General features: G+C 62.8%; 14 protein-coding genes and 5 pseudogenes. 14 read left to right on the forward strand and 5 right to left on the reverse strand.

Annotated features, from left to right (window positions below; translation table 11 throughout):
* Positions 1-22 precede the first annotated feature (22 nt).
* The 6 genes and pseudogenes from ACFWFP_RS02595 to ACFWFP_RS02620 all read left to right on the forward strand — a co-directional run.
* Positions 23-415: pseudogene (locus ACFWFP_RS02595) on the forward strand (23S rRNA (adenine(2503)-C(2))-methyltransferase RlmN); the annotation flags it as partial.
* Between the two features lie 560 nt (positions 416-975).
* Positions 976-1572, forward strand: a pseudogene (locus ACFWFP_RS02600) (23S rRNA (adenine(2503)-C(2))-methyltransferase RlmN); the annotation flags it as partial.
* 102 nt (positions 1573-1674) lie between these two features.
* The gene (locus tag ACFWFP_RS02605; protein ID WP_379292766.1) at positions 1675-2361 is read left to right on the forward strand and encodes a hypothetical protein; all 687 of its coding nucleotides are present in this window, start codon (positions 1675-1677) and stop codon (positions 2359-2361) included.
* A 61-nt stretch (positions 2362-2422) separates the two neighbouring features.
* Entirely contained in the window at positions 2423-3340 is a 918-nt protein-coding gene (locus ACFWFP_RS02610) for a hypothetical protein (RefSeq protein ID WP_379292767.1), read from the forward strand.
* Between the two features lie 75 nt (positions 3341-3415).
* Entirely contained in the window at positions 3416-4255 is an 840-nt protein-coding gene (locus tag ACFWFP_RS02615) for a hypothetical protein (RefSeq protein ID WP_379292768.1), read from the forward strand.
* A 249-nt stretch (positions 4256-4504) separates the two neighbouring features.
* A pseudogene (locus ACFWFP_RS02620) lies at positions 4505-5819 on the forward strand (IS1380 family transposase); the annotation flags it as partial.
* Between the two features lie 204 nt (positions 5820-6023).
* Here the strand turns inward: ACFWFP_RS02620 and ACFWFP_RS02625 are convergent.
* The 3 genes from ACFWFP_RS02625 to ACFWFP_RS02635 form a co-directional block, all read right to left on the reverse strand.
* Entirely contained in the window at positions 6024-6422 is a 399-nt protein-coding gene (locus ACFWFP_RS02625; RefSeq protein ID WP_379293802.1) for a hypothetical protein, read from the reverse strand.
* Positions 6423-7319: 897 nt separating this feature from the next.
* A complete protein-coding gene (locus tag ACFWFP_RS02630) occupies positions 7320-7970 on the reverse strand; it encodes a nucleotidyl transferase AbiEii/AbiGii toxin family protein (RefSeq protein WP_379292769.1) in 651 nt (216 codons plus the stop codon).
* A gap of 4 nt (positions 7971-7974) precedes the next feature.
* Positions 7975-8301, reverse strand: coding sequence for a hypothetical protein (locus ACFWFP_RS02635; protein ID WP_379292770.1), 327 nt, complete (start codon positions 8299-8301; stop codon positions 7975-7977).
* Positions 8302-8401: 100 nt separating this feature from the next.
* On the opposite strand from ACFWFP_RS02635, the pseudogene ACFWFP_RS02640 reads away from it, so the two are divergent.
* From ACFWFP_RS02640 to ACFWFP_RS02660, 5 genes and pseudogenes are all read left to right on the forward strand, one after another.
* Positions 8402-8898, forward strand: a pseudogene (locus ACFWFP_RS02640) (23S rRNA (adenine(2503)-C(2))-methyltransferase RlmN); the annotation flags it as partial.
* A 356-nt stretch (positions 8899-9254) separates the two neighbouring features.
* Positions 9255-10054 (forward strand): IS5 family transposase gene (locus tag ACFWFP_RS02645; protein WP_379292771.1). Its coding sequence is split into 2 segments (ribosomal slippage): positions 9255-9584 and positions 9587-10054, totalling 798 coding nucleotides; the frame shifts between segments, so codons are not numbered across the junction.
* 334 nt (positions 10055-10388) lie between these two features.
* A pseudogene (locus tag ACFWFP_RS02650) lies at positions 10389-10958 on the forward strand (radical SAM protein); the annotation flags it as partial.
* 342 nt (positions 10959-11300) lie between these two features.
* Positions 11301-11507 (forward strand): hypothetical protein, encoded by a 207-nt coding sequence (locus ACFWFP_RS02655; RefSeq protein ID WP_379292772.1) that lies wholly within the window; start codon positions 11301-11303, stop codon positions 11505-11507.
* Positions 11504-12100 carry a nucleotidyl transferase AbiEii/AbiGii toxin family protein gene (locus ACFWFP_RS02660; RefSeq protein ID WP_379292773.1) on the forward strand — a complete coding sequence of 199 codons (597 nt, stop codon included), beginning with the start codon at positions 11504-11506 and terminating at the stop codon, positions 12098-12100. The genes ACFWFP_RS02655 and ACFWFP_RS02660 overlap by 4 nt, the downstream gene beginning before the upstream one ends.
* Before the next feature lie 138 nt (positions 12101-12238).
* On the opposite strand, the gene ACFWFP_RS02665 is transcribed toward ACFWFP_RS02660, so the two are convergent.
* A complete protein-coding gene (locus ACFWFP_RS02665; RefSeq protein ID WP_379292774.1) occupies positions 12239-13042 on the reverse strand; it encodes a transglutaminase family protein in 804 nt (267 codons plus the stop codon).
* Between the two features lie 115 nt (positions 13043-13157).
* Between ACFWFP_RS02665 and ACFWFP_RS02670 the strand changes: the two genes are divergently transcribed.
* The 3 genes from ACFWFP_RS02670 to ACFWFP_RS02680 all read left to right on the forward strand — a co-directional run bounded on the left by ACFWFP_RS02670 (position 13158) and on the right by ACFWFP_RS02680 (position 15868).
* Positions 13158-13580 carry an uL11 family ribosomal protein gene (locus ACFWFP_RS02670; RefSeq protein ID WP_379292775.1) on the forward strand — a complete coding sequence of 141 codons (423 nt, stop codon included), beginning with the start codon at positions 13158-13160 and terminating at the stop codon, positions 13578-13580.
* Positions 13581-13722: 142 nt separating this feature from the next.
* Complete coding sequence (locus tag ACFWFP_RS02675; RefSeq protein WP_379292776.1) at positions 13723-14862, forward strand: serine/threonine-protein kinase; 1140 nt, start codon at positions 13723-13725, stop codon at positions 14860-14862.
* Between the two features lie 43 nt (positions 14863-14905).
* On the forward strand, positions 14906-15868 hold the full coding sequence (locus ACFWFP_RS02680) for a LysR family transcriptional regulator (RefSeq protein WP_379292777.1): 963 nt from the start codon (positions 14906-14908) through the stop codon (positions 15866-15868).
* Between the two features lie 66 nt (positions 15869-15934).
* On the opposite strand, the gene ACFWFP_RS02685 is transcribed toward ACFWFP_RS02680, so the two are convergent.
* Positions 15935-16204, reverse strand: a complete 270-nt coding sequence (locus tag ACFWFP_RS02685; protein ID WP_379292778.1) for a DUF2631 domain-containing protein — start codon at positions 16202-16204, stop codon at positions 15935-15937.
* Positions 16205-16288 lie beyond the last annotated feature (84 nt).

Raw genomic sequence — 16288 nt, forward strand, 5'->3', positions numbered from 1 at the left:
GCAATTTTCGGCCGTTGAGGGGTCACTGCATACTCCCGACGATGAGCTGCGGGATACCTTGGTTCCGGTGAACAACCGTTGGTCGGTGGCCGAAGTCCTGGACGCGGCACGGTATTACGCGGATAAATCGGGTCGTCGAGTGTCGATCGAGTACGCGTTAATCTGTGATGTCAACGACCAAGGTTGACGCGCGGACTTGCTGGGCAAGAAGCTGCGTAAGGCGTTGGGGCCGTTGGTGCATGTGAATCTGATTCCGTTGAACCCGACCCCGGGCAGCGAGTGGGACGCGAGCCCGAAACCTGTGCAGGATGAGTTTGTTCGTCGTGTTCAGGCACAGGGTGTGACGTGCACCGTCCGTGATACTCGTGGTCAGGAGATCGCGGCAGCCTGTGGTCAACTTGCGGCCGAGGGTTAGGGGCAGCCGGACCCTCATTAGCTTGGAGCCCGCTGTGGGTGGCGCTCGTGAACGGGCGGTTTGCTTGACCAGGTCACTCGGACGTAGCACAAGCACCCATAGCCGTCGACGCTCCGCGATTTGGCGTAGCTGGGTGAGCTGGATGATGCGGCCAGCGTCGGCGGCGTCCTTTCGGGATTGTTTCCCATATCTCCACGTGCCAATTTGGTTGCAGATCAATAGGATTGCGCCATGACACCACCAGACCAGATCGATTGGGCGTCCTTCGATGTGAACGTCAACATCTCCGCACCCGTGGTTGGCCATTACAACGACCCGGGGCTGATGCAGTGGACCAGGACTGCCACGTACGCCGTCAGTTCCGTCGACGACATCCCAGCCGACGGGCCTCCAGGTAGTCCACACTAACGAACGTGGCGAACCAGAGAAGCGATGGACGGTGCTGAGGATGCACGGTCTGCTGGTCGATCCATACATCGTCGGGAGCCGCATTGATGACCTCCTTGACGGCCTGTCCCAGGACTACTCACATTTCACGCTTCTGTTCGGCGGCGACCTGAGGCGAACCGCTCGCGAATCTTCGTCGGGCTATTGCTGCCGTTCGGCGGATCACATCGCCGGTGCCGGATGGTTTCGGTATCTCGCAGCATGCTGTGACGGTGTCGACGGTCGGTTTGGCTCCGGCGATCCGCAAGTTGGCCGACGTGGACCTGTCAGTGAGACTCGCTGTCTCCCTTCACACTCCGGACGATGAGCTGCGGGACACGTTGGTGCCGGTGAACAGCCGCTGGCCGATCGCAGAGGTTCTTGACGTCGCGTGCTATTACGCCGACAAGTCGGGCCGGCGGGTATCGATCGAGTACGCGCTGATCCGCGATGTGAACGATCAGCCGTGGCGCGCGGACATACTGGGCAAGAAGCTGCACAAGGCCCTGGGCTCGGGCGTGCACGTCAACGTCATTCCACTCAACCCCACTCCCGGCAGCAAATGGGACGCCGCCCCTAAACCGGTCGAGCGCGAGTTTGTTCGCCTTGTGAACGAACTGGGCGTGCCCTGCACTGTCCGCGACACCCGCGGTCAGGAGATCGCCGCCGCCTGCGGACAACTCGCTGCGGAAGCTGACACGCTGTTACGTCGTCGGCACCGTGGGATGTAGGCGTAGCATCGCTGGAGTGTCGGTTCACCGTCAGCTTATGCCGAAATGTGGTGGACGTAGTACCTTCGTATCTGGTTGTGCTGCATTCTCTTAGGGGTAGCTTTGGCTGAGCTTGACCGGTCCGTGTTTGAGAACATCCATGAACGCGACCGCTTCGCAACTGATTTCGACGCAGCTTATCCAGTCGGATGGAGCTGGACGGTCCTCGAGGATCGAGTGGTGGCACCAACCATTACCCTCGGCTATCCGGTCGACCTCGACCGTGGAATTCTGGAGCTGGCCTCGGCGGACTCGGGATGGTCGATCCATACAGTCGGCTCAGCTCGCTGGTTTCCTACGTTTACGTTCGGCGAAGAGGTCGACGAGACCAACGCTATCGAGCGGATCGAAGCTGCCGCGCCGGGAACGATTCCGGAGGGAGCTCTCGTTGAAGCAATCGTCGCTGAGTTACGGCTCGTGGCCCAGCCCGAAGACGGCGACGACGTGCCCGACAATGTGAGCCAGGACGAGGGCGAAAGGATAGGAGGCGGTTGGGCGACGTGTGCTCGTTTCGGCTCAGCGAGCGTGGCTTTCCATCCGGAATGGGATAAGTCCCTTCTCTCCCAGCTTGTCGCTCATCCGGTTGCGTCGTTCGCCATCCCCGAGGGCTTTGGAAACATGCACGCCGACGGGCATGGATCGTCCGTAGTTGCTGTGCCGTTTTGGGCGGATAGTCGAAACCTATACGCCCTGCTGCACGAGCTTGGCATTTGGGATCCGTCGGTACTTGACCGCGATGAGGAAGACTAGCTCGCTCGCGAACTCGACAACCGGGTCGGAGAATTGGACGGAACAGAACAGGATCTGAAGCTTGAGTAAGAAGAAGAGGAATAAGTCCAGCAACAGTAAGAGAGACAAAAAGGGTTATAACCTGTTTATGGCAGCTGCGGAAGACGTCATCGAGGCCACCGTGAAACCTGCACTCGGTGACATGGTCTTGGGTGATTTGGACGCCGACGCCATAAAGTCGCTGCGGGACGACCTTCTGGTAGAAGGCTACTCAGACTTGTATGCCGACCTGGTCCGATTGATGCTGTGCGACATGCTCGATCTAGCCGAGGTTCGCAACGTAATCACTAACAACGTGGCAGCAGAATTATCGCCATCTGTCGGAGGCTTCGCGAACTTCTTTCAGAGGCTGGAGTCTGGACACGAAATGATCGAGCAGGAGTCATTCCGCAATCTGATCGTCCATATCCTCCGGCGGTATGTCCTTCCAATTCGCACGGGCGCCACACCCGATATGAATCTATCCGACGCGTGGGTGGAAGTTGAGCGCATTGCAGGCGATACCTCCGATCTTTATGCGGATTTTGTGAAGGTCGTGTTCGCCGAGGCTGTCGTGGCGGGGCATCGTGACGGATATGACCCAGCTCAGATCTTTGACGCTTCTGGTAGTGCGGACGATCCGTACCAGAACTTGATCACCGTGCTGGAGCAGCTGCGTGAGTCCGATGGGGGGATGGAGAGGTTTGAAGAACTGGCCTCAAGTCCGGATGACGATGTGAGCAGCGCCGTTCTGATCGCGATGTTGACCAACGAAGTCCTCAAGCAGTTCGATCTACAGACCATGCCGTCGCACAAGCGGTTGCACCGGGAGGTGGTTGAGTTCGTGGCCGGTCTGCACTGGGGCGATGTGGATCTTGACGCGAACGAGTTGGCCATCCCGGAAGGTTTGGCCATTCGGCTAGAAGCCGAGCGTGATCGAGTGTGGGGGCCGCAAGGCTAGTGTCACACCCGGCGCGACCTCGTGCCAGCCTTGTGGTGTGTTGACGCTACACACCTCCCTGTGTAGCATATACACATGACGACCGCAGAAGCGCGAGACAAGCTCTCTCCTCGGCATGTGACCCTTATTGGAGATCGCGAGGACCTGCGCGCGGCTCTGCCGGGTACCGACCCGGACGACAGTCGTATTCATGCCTATCAGTACCACGCGCCTGGAATGTACTATCAGGTCTCCGATATTTCGGAGGACTGCCGACTCATTGAAGAATGTCTCGGCGTCGATGTTGAAGAAGAGTTCGGTGGTCTCACGGAAAGGGGGTGGGATGAACGGACTCGCATCTTCTACCGGGTTGATGGCAAGGATGAGGCGGTTCAGGATGTGCGACGCATGTTTCTTACCCGATCTATCGAAAATGGTGCCGTCTCATTCCTTTCCGGCTTTCGGCATCGAGTTGTCGCGATAGTCCCTGAGATCGGCGGTAGTATGAAGGAAACCAGAGTAATGCGTACGGACGATCGCGGCGACATTGAATGCATACACAGCTACAACTCCATGGATGCATTGACTCAGTACGCCACTTGGGTCCACGCGCTCGCTCTTGAGTTTGGTAGCGGAGACGAGCATTCATTCGGCCCGATCTCGCGTGAGTGTTCTTACGCGGGAATCGATCCCGGAATCGTCCAGGCATACTTGGTTCGGGAGGCGTCTGACGTGCTTCTCGTTAATGCGCGCCATCAGCTGAAAATGCGGCTGGGTGGCTGGAAAATGAGTAGCGGAGAGAATGCCAACATGTCAGAATTGGCCCGATCGCTACATGCCGACCGCCCCAACTTGTTGAAGCTCGTTCGTGAGTCGGAGAAGTACATGGAGAAAGAATTGGGACGAATGAAAGAAAAATATCCTGATTTCTTCTAGTTTAGCGAAACGAAACGCAGGTCAGCCCAGCAGTCGCCAATCAGGTGGTGGTTAGATGTCGGCGGCCTGAGCTTCGCGCTTTGCGCCCCTTTCGCTCGGCGAGCTTGTGCCCCGAAATTCGCCTGCGCTGGCCTCGCCCTGTCATGGAAATAGGACCTGACCTGCAACAAGAATGGAGAACGGTGCTCTGATCTGCGACAATTCGACTTGCGACAGTTGAATTTCTCGAGGGTCTGGAGCGCCTTTCTGGTGAGTGAGTCTATATCGCCGTATCCGCGGCTGGCCATCGACGGTGACGGCACCGTCTCGTGTCACACGCTGGTGCGGTCCTGCTGCTGCGGACTGCCGAGAAAACCGGGTTGACCAGCGAGTTGACGGAGCAGCTGAAGCCGTGGCGCAAGCCGATGGCCAGCCACGATCCCGGCAAGATCATCCTCGCTCTGGCAGTTGCGCTCGCGATCGGTGGCGACTGCGCTGCGGACCTGGCGTTGCTGCGTGCCGAACCGGGCGTCTTCGGTTCGGTCGCCTCGGATCCGACGGTATCGAGGCCGATCGCCGTGCTCGCTGCCGATGCGAGGAAAGCGTTGTCCGCCATCGGTTCCGGTCGAGTGCACGCTCGGGCGCGAGCGTTGGAACTGGCCGGGGGGCAACGCTGTCGATCATCAGATCGGGATCAGCAATCCGGTGATCATCGATCTCGATGCCACCCTCACCGACGCGCACTCTGAAAGGCAGCACGCGGCACCAATCTTTAAGCGTGGGTTCGGGTTTCACTTCCTATGGTCGTTTTCGATCACGGACCCACCGGCACCGGTGAGCCTGCGGCGGTGATGCTGCGCCCGGGTAACGCCGGCTCCAATACCGCCCAGTTGCCGGGGCGACGGTCATGACGGATCGGCCGGAACGTGTTGGTCCGCACCGATTCCGGCGGTGGCACCCATGAGTTCCTCGACTACTGCCACCGCCGCCGACTCGGGTACTCGATCGGGTTCACCCTCACCGACGACATCGTTACCGCGATGGACACCCACCTGTCGGATCGGGATTGGACTCCGGCCTACGATGCACAAGGCCAGGTCCGGCCCGGTGCTTGGGTCGTCGAGGTCACCGGCATCACCGACCTGTCCGGATGGCCACCAGGGATGCGGTTGTCGGTGCGCAAAGAACGCCCTCATACGGGTGCTCAGTTGCGGTTCACCGACCGTGACAGGCTCAGGTTGACCGCGTTCGTCACCAACACCAGCCGAGGTCAGTTGCCCGATCTCAAGTTACGCCACCGTCGTCGGGCGCGCTGCGAGGACCGGATCCGGAATGCGAAAGACACTGGGCTACGCAATCTTCCGTTCCATTCCTTCGATGCGAACCGGATCTGGTTGGCCGTGGTCGCGCTCGCGATGGATCTGACGGCGTGGATGCAAACCTGGCCTTGCACGATCACGACGCGCATCGTTGGGAACCGAAAACATTGCGTTCGCGGTTGTTCTCCGCTGCGGGCAGGATTGTCCGTCATGCCCGCAAAACCCGGCTCCACCTGGTCAGACACGGGCCATGGACCGACCTACTCACCACTGCGGCAGCCGGTTACAGCCCGGCTGAGCAGACAGGCAATTGTCCCTACTCTTCGAGGAATCGATCGTTCCGGGCTCGTGGAACCCGGCAGCCAGCCCGCTGCGCGGGCCGTCTGCCGCACCCGCAACCGGGAAACTACGATCGAAATACCAATCCGAAGCTGCTCAGGCCAGCACTTCAGCGCCGAGAAGGATCGAGGCTAGGCCGACTCGGCATTGGGTTTGGGCGGGAAGCGGGTCTCCTTCCATAGCTGTACCAGCTGCTCCGCCTGATCTGCGGTGATTACGCCGCAGTTGCAACCGAGTTGAAGGAGCTCGTCAATACGATCGCCCGCGAGGTCATCCTCGATGACTCGAATTTTGTCGGAATGGTTCTGGTACCCACTGTGGCCGTAGAGAAGGTCGCCAGGTTCGACCGTAACTTGTTCACCAGCCATATAGTGAGCACCGCTATCGATGACTACCTGAACATACTTTCGCCCGAAACCTGCCACGGCGCCATGCTTACCGCGCCCTAAATGGGCGCGACCTGCAATCGCCCCAACCAGCGTAACTGGGTCTCCGATCGCAAGGTTGCGACCATCCGCATCGAGCCACAAAGTTGGCGACCTCCGACTGGTTGCTGGTTCGAGCCTATTCTTCTTGGATTGTAGCGGCGGATGCCTTGCGGTCTAGGCACCGATTGCCGTCAGCACTCCCTTCCTCCGGGCACCGCTTGCAGTCTTGAGAGTTTTATGCCAGTCCCAGATGACCGTGCTGCGACGTTGCGCACTTGGCCGTTTCGGTCAGGGGCAGAGCTGGTCGACCTCGTTGAGGACGACAGCCTCTTGGATCCCGTCCTTGACCGAGGAATCGGAAATGCCGCCGTTTCGTTTCCGCTGGATGCCGGATAGCGTCGCGGTCATGGGAGGCCGAGATGCATTGCTGTCACCTCGGTTTCAGATCCTGAACTCACCCCAATTGTAGTAGCGTCTACTCGAATAGGATCTCAGTCAGTCCCGGATCGCTTCTAATCCATTGCCACCGAGGTGCGTCGCCGAGGATCAGTAGCACGGTGTCGTGGTAGTTGAATGGGTCGGATTGCAGCCGACGCAATTTCTGTAGGTCATCCTGTATATCTTTAGCAGATTTCTTGATTTCCACTGCCAGTAGATTCGACTCATTGGTGCCGCGGACATGGATCACTAGGTCTGGTCTCTCGCCGACCAAGCCGTTACTGCGGATCATCTTCGGTCTTGTGCCCTTGCGGTTGTACTCTGGATCTACGCGCAGCCTGCTACCCGGCCGTTCGACTGAATTGGCGAGGCGTAGACCAATCCGGGATCCGAGGGTTTGCTCGTGGACATTGGAGTCGATGAGTTCTCGCTCGTCCCGATACAGTGCCAAGACTGCGCTGTGGAGGTGTCTGTAGACATCCTCGTGCGTCGGGTAGCCATCTTGGATGCGTTTCCTGTCACGAGACTCAACGGCTGATCGAAGTACTTCACCTGATGAACTCACGGACTTTGAAGCTCCCGTCGCCAGGTGGCAAATCGGCGGCGCATGGCGGTGATGAGGTCTGGTGGTACGTCGTACTCGGCGAAGGCGTCGTCGGTGATCTGGGTGAGTGCGCCGAGTGCGTCTGCGAAGAGGTGGTCGTCGAAACCGCTGTCAGCGTTCTTGGCCAAGTCGAGCAGTCGGTTGTGGTCGTATCGGCCGCTTGTGATCGCGGCGTCGATGTCGAGGAAGTCGCGGGGTAGAGCTCGCCCGAACAGTGCACACATTTTGTTGGCGACCGCGTCATCGGGGTGAAGGACCGGCCCGACGTCGAGCAGAACCGGAGGGTGGGCTCGCCAGTCGGCCGACATCTCAAGTTTGTCGGGTTCTAGGTTGAGTTCTTTCGCGGAATGAACCAGCAGGCGGGCGAAGGTTTCGCCGGTCATCGCGGTAGTCACGACATATCCGTGTTCTTCGAGAGCGGCGACTACGGCTTTGACGGCACCAGGGAAGTCGGCTCTGCGATGCCAATCGGTGAAGAGGTCGACGTCGCCGCTCGGCCGGTTGCCCATGCCATGGGCTCGGATCGCGTAGCCGCCGGCCAACGCGAATCCGTGATCACCCGCAACGGACAGTGCAATCGCCGTGAGTCGACGGTGGCGCGGTTCCACGCGTCTACGCCGACGCCAGGCGGCTGAGTTCAGCAAGTTCAGGGAAGCTGACTTCCCAGACGCGCCTGGTTGCCGCGGGCAGCCAGATGTATGACCAAAGTTGTTTGAGCACCGCTTGATTGAGGTAGGTATGAAGATCGCTCGGGCTCATGGCCTCGTTGATGACTGCGCGGTAGAGATCGACGATTCGACCTGGCCGGTCCAGGTCGTAGTGGGCGTTACCCGACCAATCGAGGTGACTGGGAAGGTGCACGATCCCGCTGGTAGGGCCCTTGAGGAGCACCAGATTCTCCGGGACCACGACAGGCTTGCTGTACTTCCTGTCTGGCATTGCCCGCTCCTCGTCTTGTCAGTTGGCCGTTCGCACAAGCCTACCGTGCTCGAAGGCTGTTGAGCAGGGATGCGGCTGGTCAGAGCGTTTGTAAAACGGGGGCATGGGCGAACCACTAGCCAATTATGGGCGTGTGCTACCAGCTGTTAGGCGCATCACCTCGCCGTCGCCGGACGGGCTCAGGATCTCGCAGCGCTCGGTGACGGTATCGACGGTTGGTCTAGCCCCGGCGATCCGCAAGCTCGCAGATGAGGGCCTGTCGGTGAGGTTGAAGGTTTCGCTACACACTCCCGGCGATGAGCTGCGGGATAGCTTGGTTCCGGTGAACAACCGTTGTCGGTGGCCGAAGTTCTGGACGCGGCCAGGTATTACGCGGATAAGTCGGGTCGTCGGGTGTCGATCGAGTATGCGTTGATCCGTGATGTCAATGACCAGGGTTGGCGTGCGGACATGCTGGGCAAGAAGCTGCGTAAGGCGTTGGGGCCGTTGGTGCATGTGAATCTGATTCCGTTGAATCCGATTCCGGGTAGTGAGTGGGATGCGAGTCCGAAGCCGGTACAGGATGAGTTCGTGCGTTTTGTTCAGGCGCAGGGCGTGTGACTGGGCCCCGATTGCGCCCTGCCATGTCGATCAGTGTCCTCTCTCGGCCCTCACCAGGCCAAACAGGACTCTAATGCCGGAAGGTCTTATTCACTGGGGACGGCCCACGAGGACCAAACGGACGGCCTTCTCGCGAACCTCGGGCGGGTAACGCTTGGTCATGATGGGACCCATCTTCCACTAGGAAGAAGCGGCCCCAAACCCGTGACGGTTCAGAGCCGACCGACTCCAATCTGTTGGCGGCGAGCCTAACGAGATCAACCTTGTTCCTTCCGATTGATCTCGTTGCTTAGAGCTCCTAACAGGTTCTGTCGGGTAGTGACGAGTCCTGTTGTAGTGCAGGATGTTTCGTCGTGGCAGCGCCGTGGATCGTAGACGACCAACTATGGGCGGTGATCGAACCGCTACTTCCGGTCAAGGCGGCGGGAACGCCGGGACCAGCACGGATGAGTGATCGGCTTGTCCTGCAAGGGATTCTGTTCGTGCTGATCACTGGTATCGGGTGGGAGGACCTGCCCCAGGAGCTGGGATTCGGTTCCGGGATGACCTGCTGGCGGCGGCTCCGCGACTGGCAGGCCGCCGGGGTGTTCGAGGCCATGCACACCACGATGCTCGCCCACTGCCACCACGCGGGATTGATCGATTTCGACCGCGTCATCCCCGACGGCTCGCACGTGCGGGCGAAAAAGGGGGCGCCGACACCGGTCCCAGCCCGGTCGACCGCCGCAAAACCGGAGCGAAGCACCACATCCTGACCTGTGGCAACGGGCTTCCGCTCGCGATCGTGCAGTCAGCGGCCAACGTCAACGACCATCTCGTGCTGCCTCAACTGCTCGATCGCGTGCGGCCGCTGCGAGGGCGTCCTGGCCGACCACGCGAGAAGATCACGACCCTGATCGCGGACAAGGGCTACGACTATCCCCGGGTCTACGACGAACTTCAGCAACGACAGATCACCGGCTACATCCCGCGCCGCGGCACCCGCGACAAGGTGACCGCCGGCCGCTGGATCGTCGAGCAAACGCTGGCGTTGCTGCACCAATACCGACGGTTGGCCGTCCGCTGGGAACGCGGAACCGACATCCATCAGGGATTCCTCGACCTCGCCGCTGCGCTGATCTGCTGGCGACGACTCAGCAATCGAACCTGTTAGGAGCTCCTAGCTGCTCTGCCGCGAGCACGGCGATAGTTCGTGGAGATCGTTGACGCGCTGCAGCGCGTCGAAGCCCGGGCATCGCAGCCGGTTTGAACCCAGGGCACCGACGACCTGTCGGTGTCGGCTGACAAAGTTGACCATATCCGGAGACCTCGCCGTGCCACCATAAATCGGCGCGCTGATCTCTTGGTTCGAACGGCGGGGTCGCCTCGCGGCGCTGCGGAGGGCGCCACGCTTTCGACCTCGCGGCGACCGGTGGCGGTGGCTTATGCCGGCTTGCGAGCGCGGCTTCTTTGCCGTTCCAGCTGGTCAGAGCGTTTGTAAAACGGGGGGCATGGGCGAACCACTGGCCAACTACAAGCGGGTGGTGAACGCGGTCCGCCGCATCACCTCACCCGCCCCCGACGGTCTCGGCATCTCGCAGCGTTCGGTCACGGTCTCGACCGTCGGCTTGGCGCCTGCGATCCGCAAGCTGGCCGACGAGGACATGTCGGTGCGCCTGGCGGTGTCGCTGCACACTCCCGACGACGAGCTGCGTGACACCCTGGTGCCGGTGAACAACCGTTGGTCGATCGCCGAAGTCCTCGATGCCGCACGCTATTACGCCGACAAGTCCGGTCGCCGCGTGTCGATCGAGTACGCGCTGATCCGCGACATCAACGACCAGCCGTGGCGAGCGGACCTGCTCGGCAAGAAGCTGCACAAGGCCCTGGGCCCGCTCGTACACGTCAACCTGATCCCCCTCAACCCGACGCCGGGCAGCGAGTGGGACGCCAGCCCCAAACCTGTTGAGCGCGAGTTCGTTCGGCGGGTGATCGCGCAGGGTGTGTCGTGCACGGTGCGCGATACCCGTGGTCAGGAGATCGCTGCGGCTTGCGGACAACTCGCTGCGGAGGGCTGATTCGCTCGACCAGGAAGTAGGCGCTTTGCTGCGCCGGCGTCGAGGTTGCGAAGGCCCGTTTCCGGTTCCCTCGGCACGTCGAACACGGCAGGATAGGCGATCACGTGGAGTCTTTCCGGTCGGCGACGGTTTTGTGGTGAAGCACGTCTACCTGGGACTCCACGTCCGTGTCTGGGGATTGCGTATTGCTCCTGATCGACCGAATCGGCCACTGGGGCAACGACCTTGGTCAGATCACCTCAATGGATGGCCAAGTCGTTCCAGCCGAGGTTCGCGGAACGTGGGTACCGCAGTTGCGGATGGTCGAAGTGTGGTGGCCGGCGCCGACGGTAGGCTCGGTACATGGACGACGACTCACCTGCGGATCGGCTCCGGCTTGCGATCGATATGTTCGAGTTCGGCCTGGGTATGCAGCGCGCTCGACTTCGTCGTGAGCGGCCGGATGCGGATGAGTCGGCGATCGATTCAGCGATTGACGAGTGGTTGCTGTCGCGACCGTTCGAGCCACTTGGCGGAGGGCGAGGCCGACCGTCGGCCAGGTTCGCATGAATCCGCTCGAGGCTGCGCTCCGGAAGGCTGCTTCCGATCTTGATCAGCGCGGATGTCGGTGGTCGATCGTTGGCGGGTTCGCGGTGTCGGCCCGATCGAATCCAAGATTCACGGCAGATATCGACATCGCTGCTGCGGTGGTTGATGACACCCAAGCCGAAGGGCTGGTGCAGTCGCTGATAGCGGCCGGATACCAGTTGTTCGCTTCGGTCGAGCACGATAACGGTCGGTTGGCGACTGTCCGGCTCAAGCGGCGTATCGACGGGGTTCCCGTGGTGGTTGACCTGCTTTTTGCCAGTTCGGGCATCGAGCCGGAGATTGTTCGTGCGGCGGAGCCGCTCGAGATATTTCCCGGTCTGGTCATGCCCGTTGCTCGCACCGGCCATCTCATCGCGTTGAAACTGCTTGCTCGCGACGACGAGAGCCGTCCACAGGACAGTGCGGATCTCAGGAGCTTGGCCGCGGTCGCAACCATGGAGGACATGGCAGATGCTGCTGAGGCGATTCGGTTGATCACCGAGCGGGGCTTCGATCGGGACCGCGACCTGGCTCAACTGCTGGCGGAAATGCAGAGGTCACCGAGCGGCGGTTAGCTCTCGGCGTGATGTGCCAGCGTCAGCGTTGGCCGGAGCGTTTGTAAATCAGGGGGGTTGGGCGCCGCCCTGCGGTCAGCTCGCCGCCGAGGGCTAGGGCCGCTCCCGCCGTGTCGAGCTCGGGGGACATGTTCGAGCTCAGACGATGCTCGTCGGTGTGAGGAAGTCGTCGTAGGGGAGGGGGCCCGCGACGAAGGCGTTGACCGACATGAAGTTCAGGGTGATGTCGCCGCCGTGGTTGTCCAGGAAGGCGATGTCGGAGGCGTCGCGGCCGGTGGCGATGCGCACCAGGCTCGAGCGCGGCGCGAGGCCGGTCGGGTCGTAGGTGCGCCACTCGCCGTCGATGTAGGCCTCGCAGACCGCGTGGAAGTCCATCGGCACGCAGCCCGGCGCGTAGACCGCGGCGACCCGGGCGGGGACGCCGACGGCGCGCAACAGCGCGACCATCAGATGCGAGAAGTCGCGGCAGACGCCGGTGCCGGAGAGCAGGGTTTCCACCGCGCCGTCGATAGGCGTGCTACTGCCGGAGACGTAGGTGATCCGTCGGCCGATCCATGAGGAGACCCGGTTGGCCACCTCGGGATCGGCTATGCCGTAACCGAATTCGGCCGCCGCGAAGCCGAGCAGCTTGTCCGACTCCGCATAGCGGCTCGGCCGCCGGTACAGCGCGAGGTCGTAGTCGGTGGGCGGCGCGAGGAAGGCGGTGCCGAGGACGGTCGCCTGATAGTCGATCCGGAGGGTGCCCGCGCGCACGTCGAGCACGTGGATCCGGGAACCGTGCGCACCGACGACTTCGCGCGGCGTGTGGAACTCGCCGTCGAGCGAGCATGTCATGGACTCGATCAGATCGAGTCCCGGCTGGCGGGCGACAGCGATCTGACACTGCAGCACCGAATCGGCATGGACCGCTACCTCCAGGCGCGCGGAAACGTCCCGTTTCACGCCCACAGACTGACAGGCGAATCGGGATCAGGCGAACCGAACCGCTCGAGCGGGTTGCGGCCCAGGCGTTATCGTCGTGGGACCGGATCGACGCGTGCGTCCGAGATCGTTGACTATGGCGCGCGAAACAGCCTCTGTCACAGTCACTCTCGAGCTCGAAGCGGGCAATGCCTCGCTGATGATCCTCGGCAAGATGCTCGGTCCGACCGGTGTCGCACCCTTCGAGGTCAAACGGCGCTACGACGCCGCCACCGCGGATCGGCGTGGCGAGATCATTCCGGCCGTCATCACCATCGATGCCCGCAAACGCTGGACGATGCGGCTCAAGACCCCACCGACCGCGTCCTTGATCCGGAAGGCGCTCGGCCACCCCGGCTCCCCGCAGCCCGGGCACAAACCGGTCGGGGCGATCAGCCGGGACCAATTGCGCCGCATCGCGATCCGCAAACTGCCCGACTTGAACACCACCGACGTGGAGGCCGCGATGCGCATCGTCGCGGGCACTGCGCGGTCGATGGGTGTGCGTGTGGAGGAGTGAGGCGAACACGCTCTCCCCGCTGTCGAACAACGAGTGACAGCGGGGCGCCGCGGTAGCCTGCCGAGTCGACGTCCCGACTGCTGGTCCACGCCGTTTGGTAAGGTCCAGGCCGTCGGACGAAGAGCGAGATGCGGGGGTCAGAGTGGTTTCTGACGGGACGGTGTTCGCCGGCTACACGATCGACCGGCAGCTGGGTCAGGGCGGGATGGGATCGGTGTATCTGGCCAGGCACCCGCGCCTGCCCCGATGGACGGCGCTCAAGCTGCTCAATCGCGAATTGTTCTCCGACAAGGAGATCCGGGCCAGGTTCGAGCGGGAAGCCGACCTGGTGGCCCAGCTCGATCACCCCAATATCGTCACCGTGTTCGATCGCGGCGTCGAGGGCGATCAACTGTGGATCAGCATGCAGTACATCGACGGGATCGACGCCTCCTCGCTGGATTCCCGTTCTTTGCCGCCGGACCGGGCGTTGCAGATCATCGGCGAGACCGCCGCCGCGCTCGACTACGCGCACCGCGCGGGGGTGCTGCACCGCGACGTCAAGCCCGCCAACATCCTGCTGGCGCGTTCCAGCAGCCAGGAGCGGGTCTATCTCACCGACTTCGGCATCGCGCGGCTGCGCGACGATTCGGGTCACCTCACCGAGACCGGATCGTTCACCGCCACGCTGGCCTACGCCGCGCCCGAGCAGCTCACCGGCGCCGCCCTGGATCACCGCGCCGACCAGTACTCCCTCGCGTGCACGCTGTACACGCTGCTGACGGGTAGCGCACCCTACGAATCGACCAGCCCGGCCGCGGTCATCACCGGTCATCTGCAAGCGCCGCCGCCGCTGATCAGCCCGCGTCGCGCGGGCCTGCCGCCGGTGCTCGACGCTGTGATGGCGCGTGCGCTGGCCAAGCGACCCGCCGACCGGTTCACCTCGTGCGAGGAGTTCGTCGACGCCGCCCAGCGGGCGGTGCGCACCGGAACCACCGGTGCCCGCCCGATCGCCCGGCCCACCTCGGGTGCGCACCCGCAGCCGTTCGTCGGCATGCAACCCATGCGGCCGGTGAGCTCGACGGGCACTCCCATCCCGCAGTACAACCCCGCGCCGATGCCCCCACGGATGCCGCAGCCGCAGTACGCGCCCACACCGCAGTACTGGCAGCCGCAACCGGCGCCGATACCGAATCCGCCGCCGCAACGTGGCGGCTGGGGATCAGCGCTGGGCACCTATGCGGTCCTGGTGGTCGTCGTCATCGTGATCGCCGGCGTGATCGCGCTGCTGGCCAACCTCTGATCGGCTCGCCGACCTGATCGGCGGGTGCCATATTCTGGTCAGAATGAGCGACTTCGACGTCTCCGCCGCCGACTCCATCGACCTCGACCGGTTGCGCCGTTTCGTCGCCGTCGCCGAGGAGTTGCACTTCGCGCGCGCCGCCAAGGCCCTGCGGATCCCGCGGCAGGCGCTGAGCGCCACCGTGATCGAGCTGGAGCAAGAACTCGGCACCCGCGTCTTCGTGCCCGGCGCCTCGCCCACCCAGCTCACCGATGACGGCAATGCCCTGCTCGCGCGTGCCAGGGACCTGATCCGGGTGCGGGAGCAGGCCGAACGGGAGCACAAGCCCGACGCCCCCGCGAGCCTGCGGGTGGGGTTCGTGCCGGGGGTGACGGTGTCGAAGTGGGTGCGGATCTGGGGTGAGCGGCTGCCCGATTACCCGCTCGAGGTCGTCGGCGTCGCGCAGGGCGAGCAGGAATCGGTGCTGCGCGAGGGGCGCGTCGATTTGTGCTTCGTCCGGTTGCCCATCGACCGGACGGCGACCAACGCGATCGCGCTGTGGCAGGAGACGCCCGTCGCGGTCGTGCAGAAGGACGACGCGCTGTCGCTGCTCGAGTCGATCAGCCCGGCGGATCTGGCCGACGAGACGATCCAGGCCGGCGCCGATCTCGATCAGGCCGTCGATACTCTCGCACTGGTCGCCGCCGTCGGCGGGGCGGCGATCATGCCGCAGTCGATCGCGCGTCTGCATCACCGCCGCGACCTGGTCTACCGCCCGATCAGCGACACCGAGTTCACCGAGATCGCGCTGGCGTGGCCCGCCGGGACCGACAGTGATCTGCTCGAGGAGTTCGTCGGCATCGTGCGCGGCCGCTCGGCCAACAGCTCACGCGGCGGCGTCTCGGAACCGGAGCAGCGCGCCGCGGCGCCCGCCCGCAAACCCGCGGCGAAGAAGCCCGCGGCCAAGAAACCGGCGCCGAAGAAGCCGGTCGCGCGTGGCCGCAAACCGGCCCGGCGCGGCCGCTGACACACGAAAACGCCTGCGGCGCTTGGTGTGATTGCCGCAGGCGTGGACGTACTTGTCGCCGAAGAGCTACTTCGGCATCCGCCGGGTGAGCGAGTCGGCGACCAGGATGAGCGCCATCACGCCCGCCAGGCCGACGAGGAAGATGTCCTCGACATGGCCCTGGTGGTTGCCGATGGTCATCCCGAGCAGGGCCACGATGACGACCCACGCCGCGATGCGGAAGGTCTTGCGCGACTCACCGCTCCAGCCCCATGCTGCCGAGGGCACCTCGGCGGGGTCGACGCTGGTGGCGACGGCACGCTCGGTGCTGGCTTTGTCGAGGTCCGTGGCTGCCACGATCGCTCCTAAGGGCTCGAGTTCTGGTTGGGCGAGTGAGCATATCGTGGCATACGACCGTCCGTCGTAGCCAGCAGCCCTGCC

Origin of the sequence: Nocardia sp. NPDC060249 (assembly GCF_042728755.1) — a bacterium.
Taxonomy (GTDB): domain Bacteria; phylum Actinomycetota; class Actinomycetes; order Mycobacteriales; family Mycobacteriaceae; genus Nocardia.

Bases quoted from the DNA above. Each gene is read 5' to 3' on its own strand.
- ACFWFP_RS02615 (WP_379292768.1), top strand. From the start codon at position 3,416: ATGACGACCGCAGAAGCGCGAGACAAGCTCTCTCCTCGGCATGTGACC.
- ACFWFP_RS02635 (WP_379292770.1), bottom strand. From the start codon at position 8,301: ATGCCAGACAGGAAGTACAGCAAGCCTGTCGTGGTCCCGGAGAATCTG.
- ACFWFP_RS02655 (WP_379292772.1), top strand. From the start codon at position 11,301: ATGGACGACGACTCACCTGCGGATCGGCTCCGGCTTGCGATCGATATG.
- ACFWFP_RS02660 (WP_379292773.1), top strand. From the start codon at position 11,504: ATGAATCCGCTCGAGGCTGCGCTCCGGAAGGCTGCTTCCGATCTTGAT.
- ACFWFP_RS02670 (WP_379292775.1), top strand. From the start codon at position 13,158: ATGGCGCGCGAAACAGCCTCTGTCACAGTCACTCTCGAGCTCGAAGCG.
- ACFWFP_RS02680 (WP_379292777.1), top strand. From the start codon at position 14,906: ATGAGCGACTTCGACGTCTCCGCCGCCGACTCCATCGACCTCGACCGG.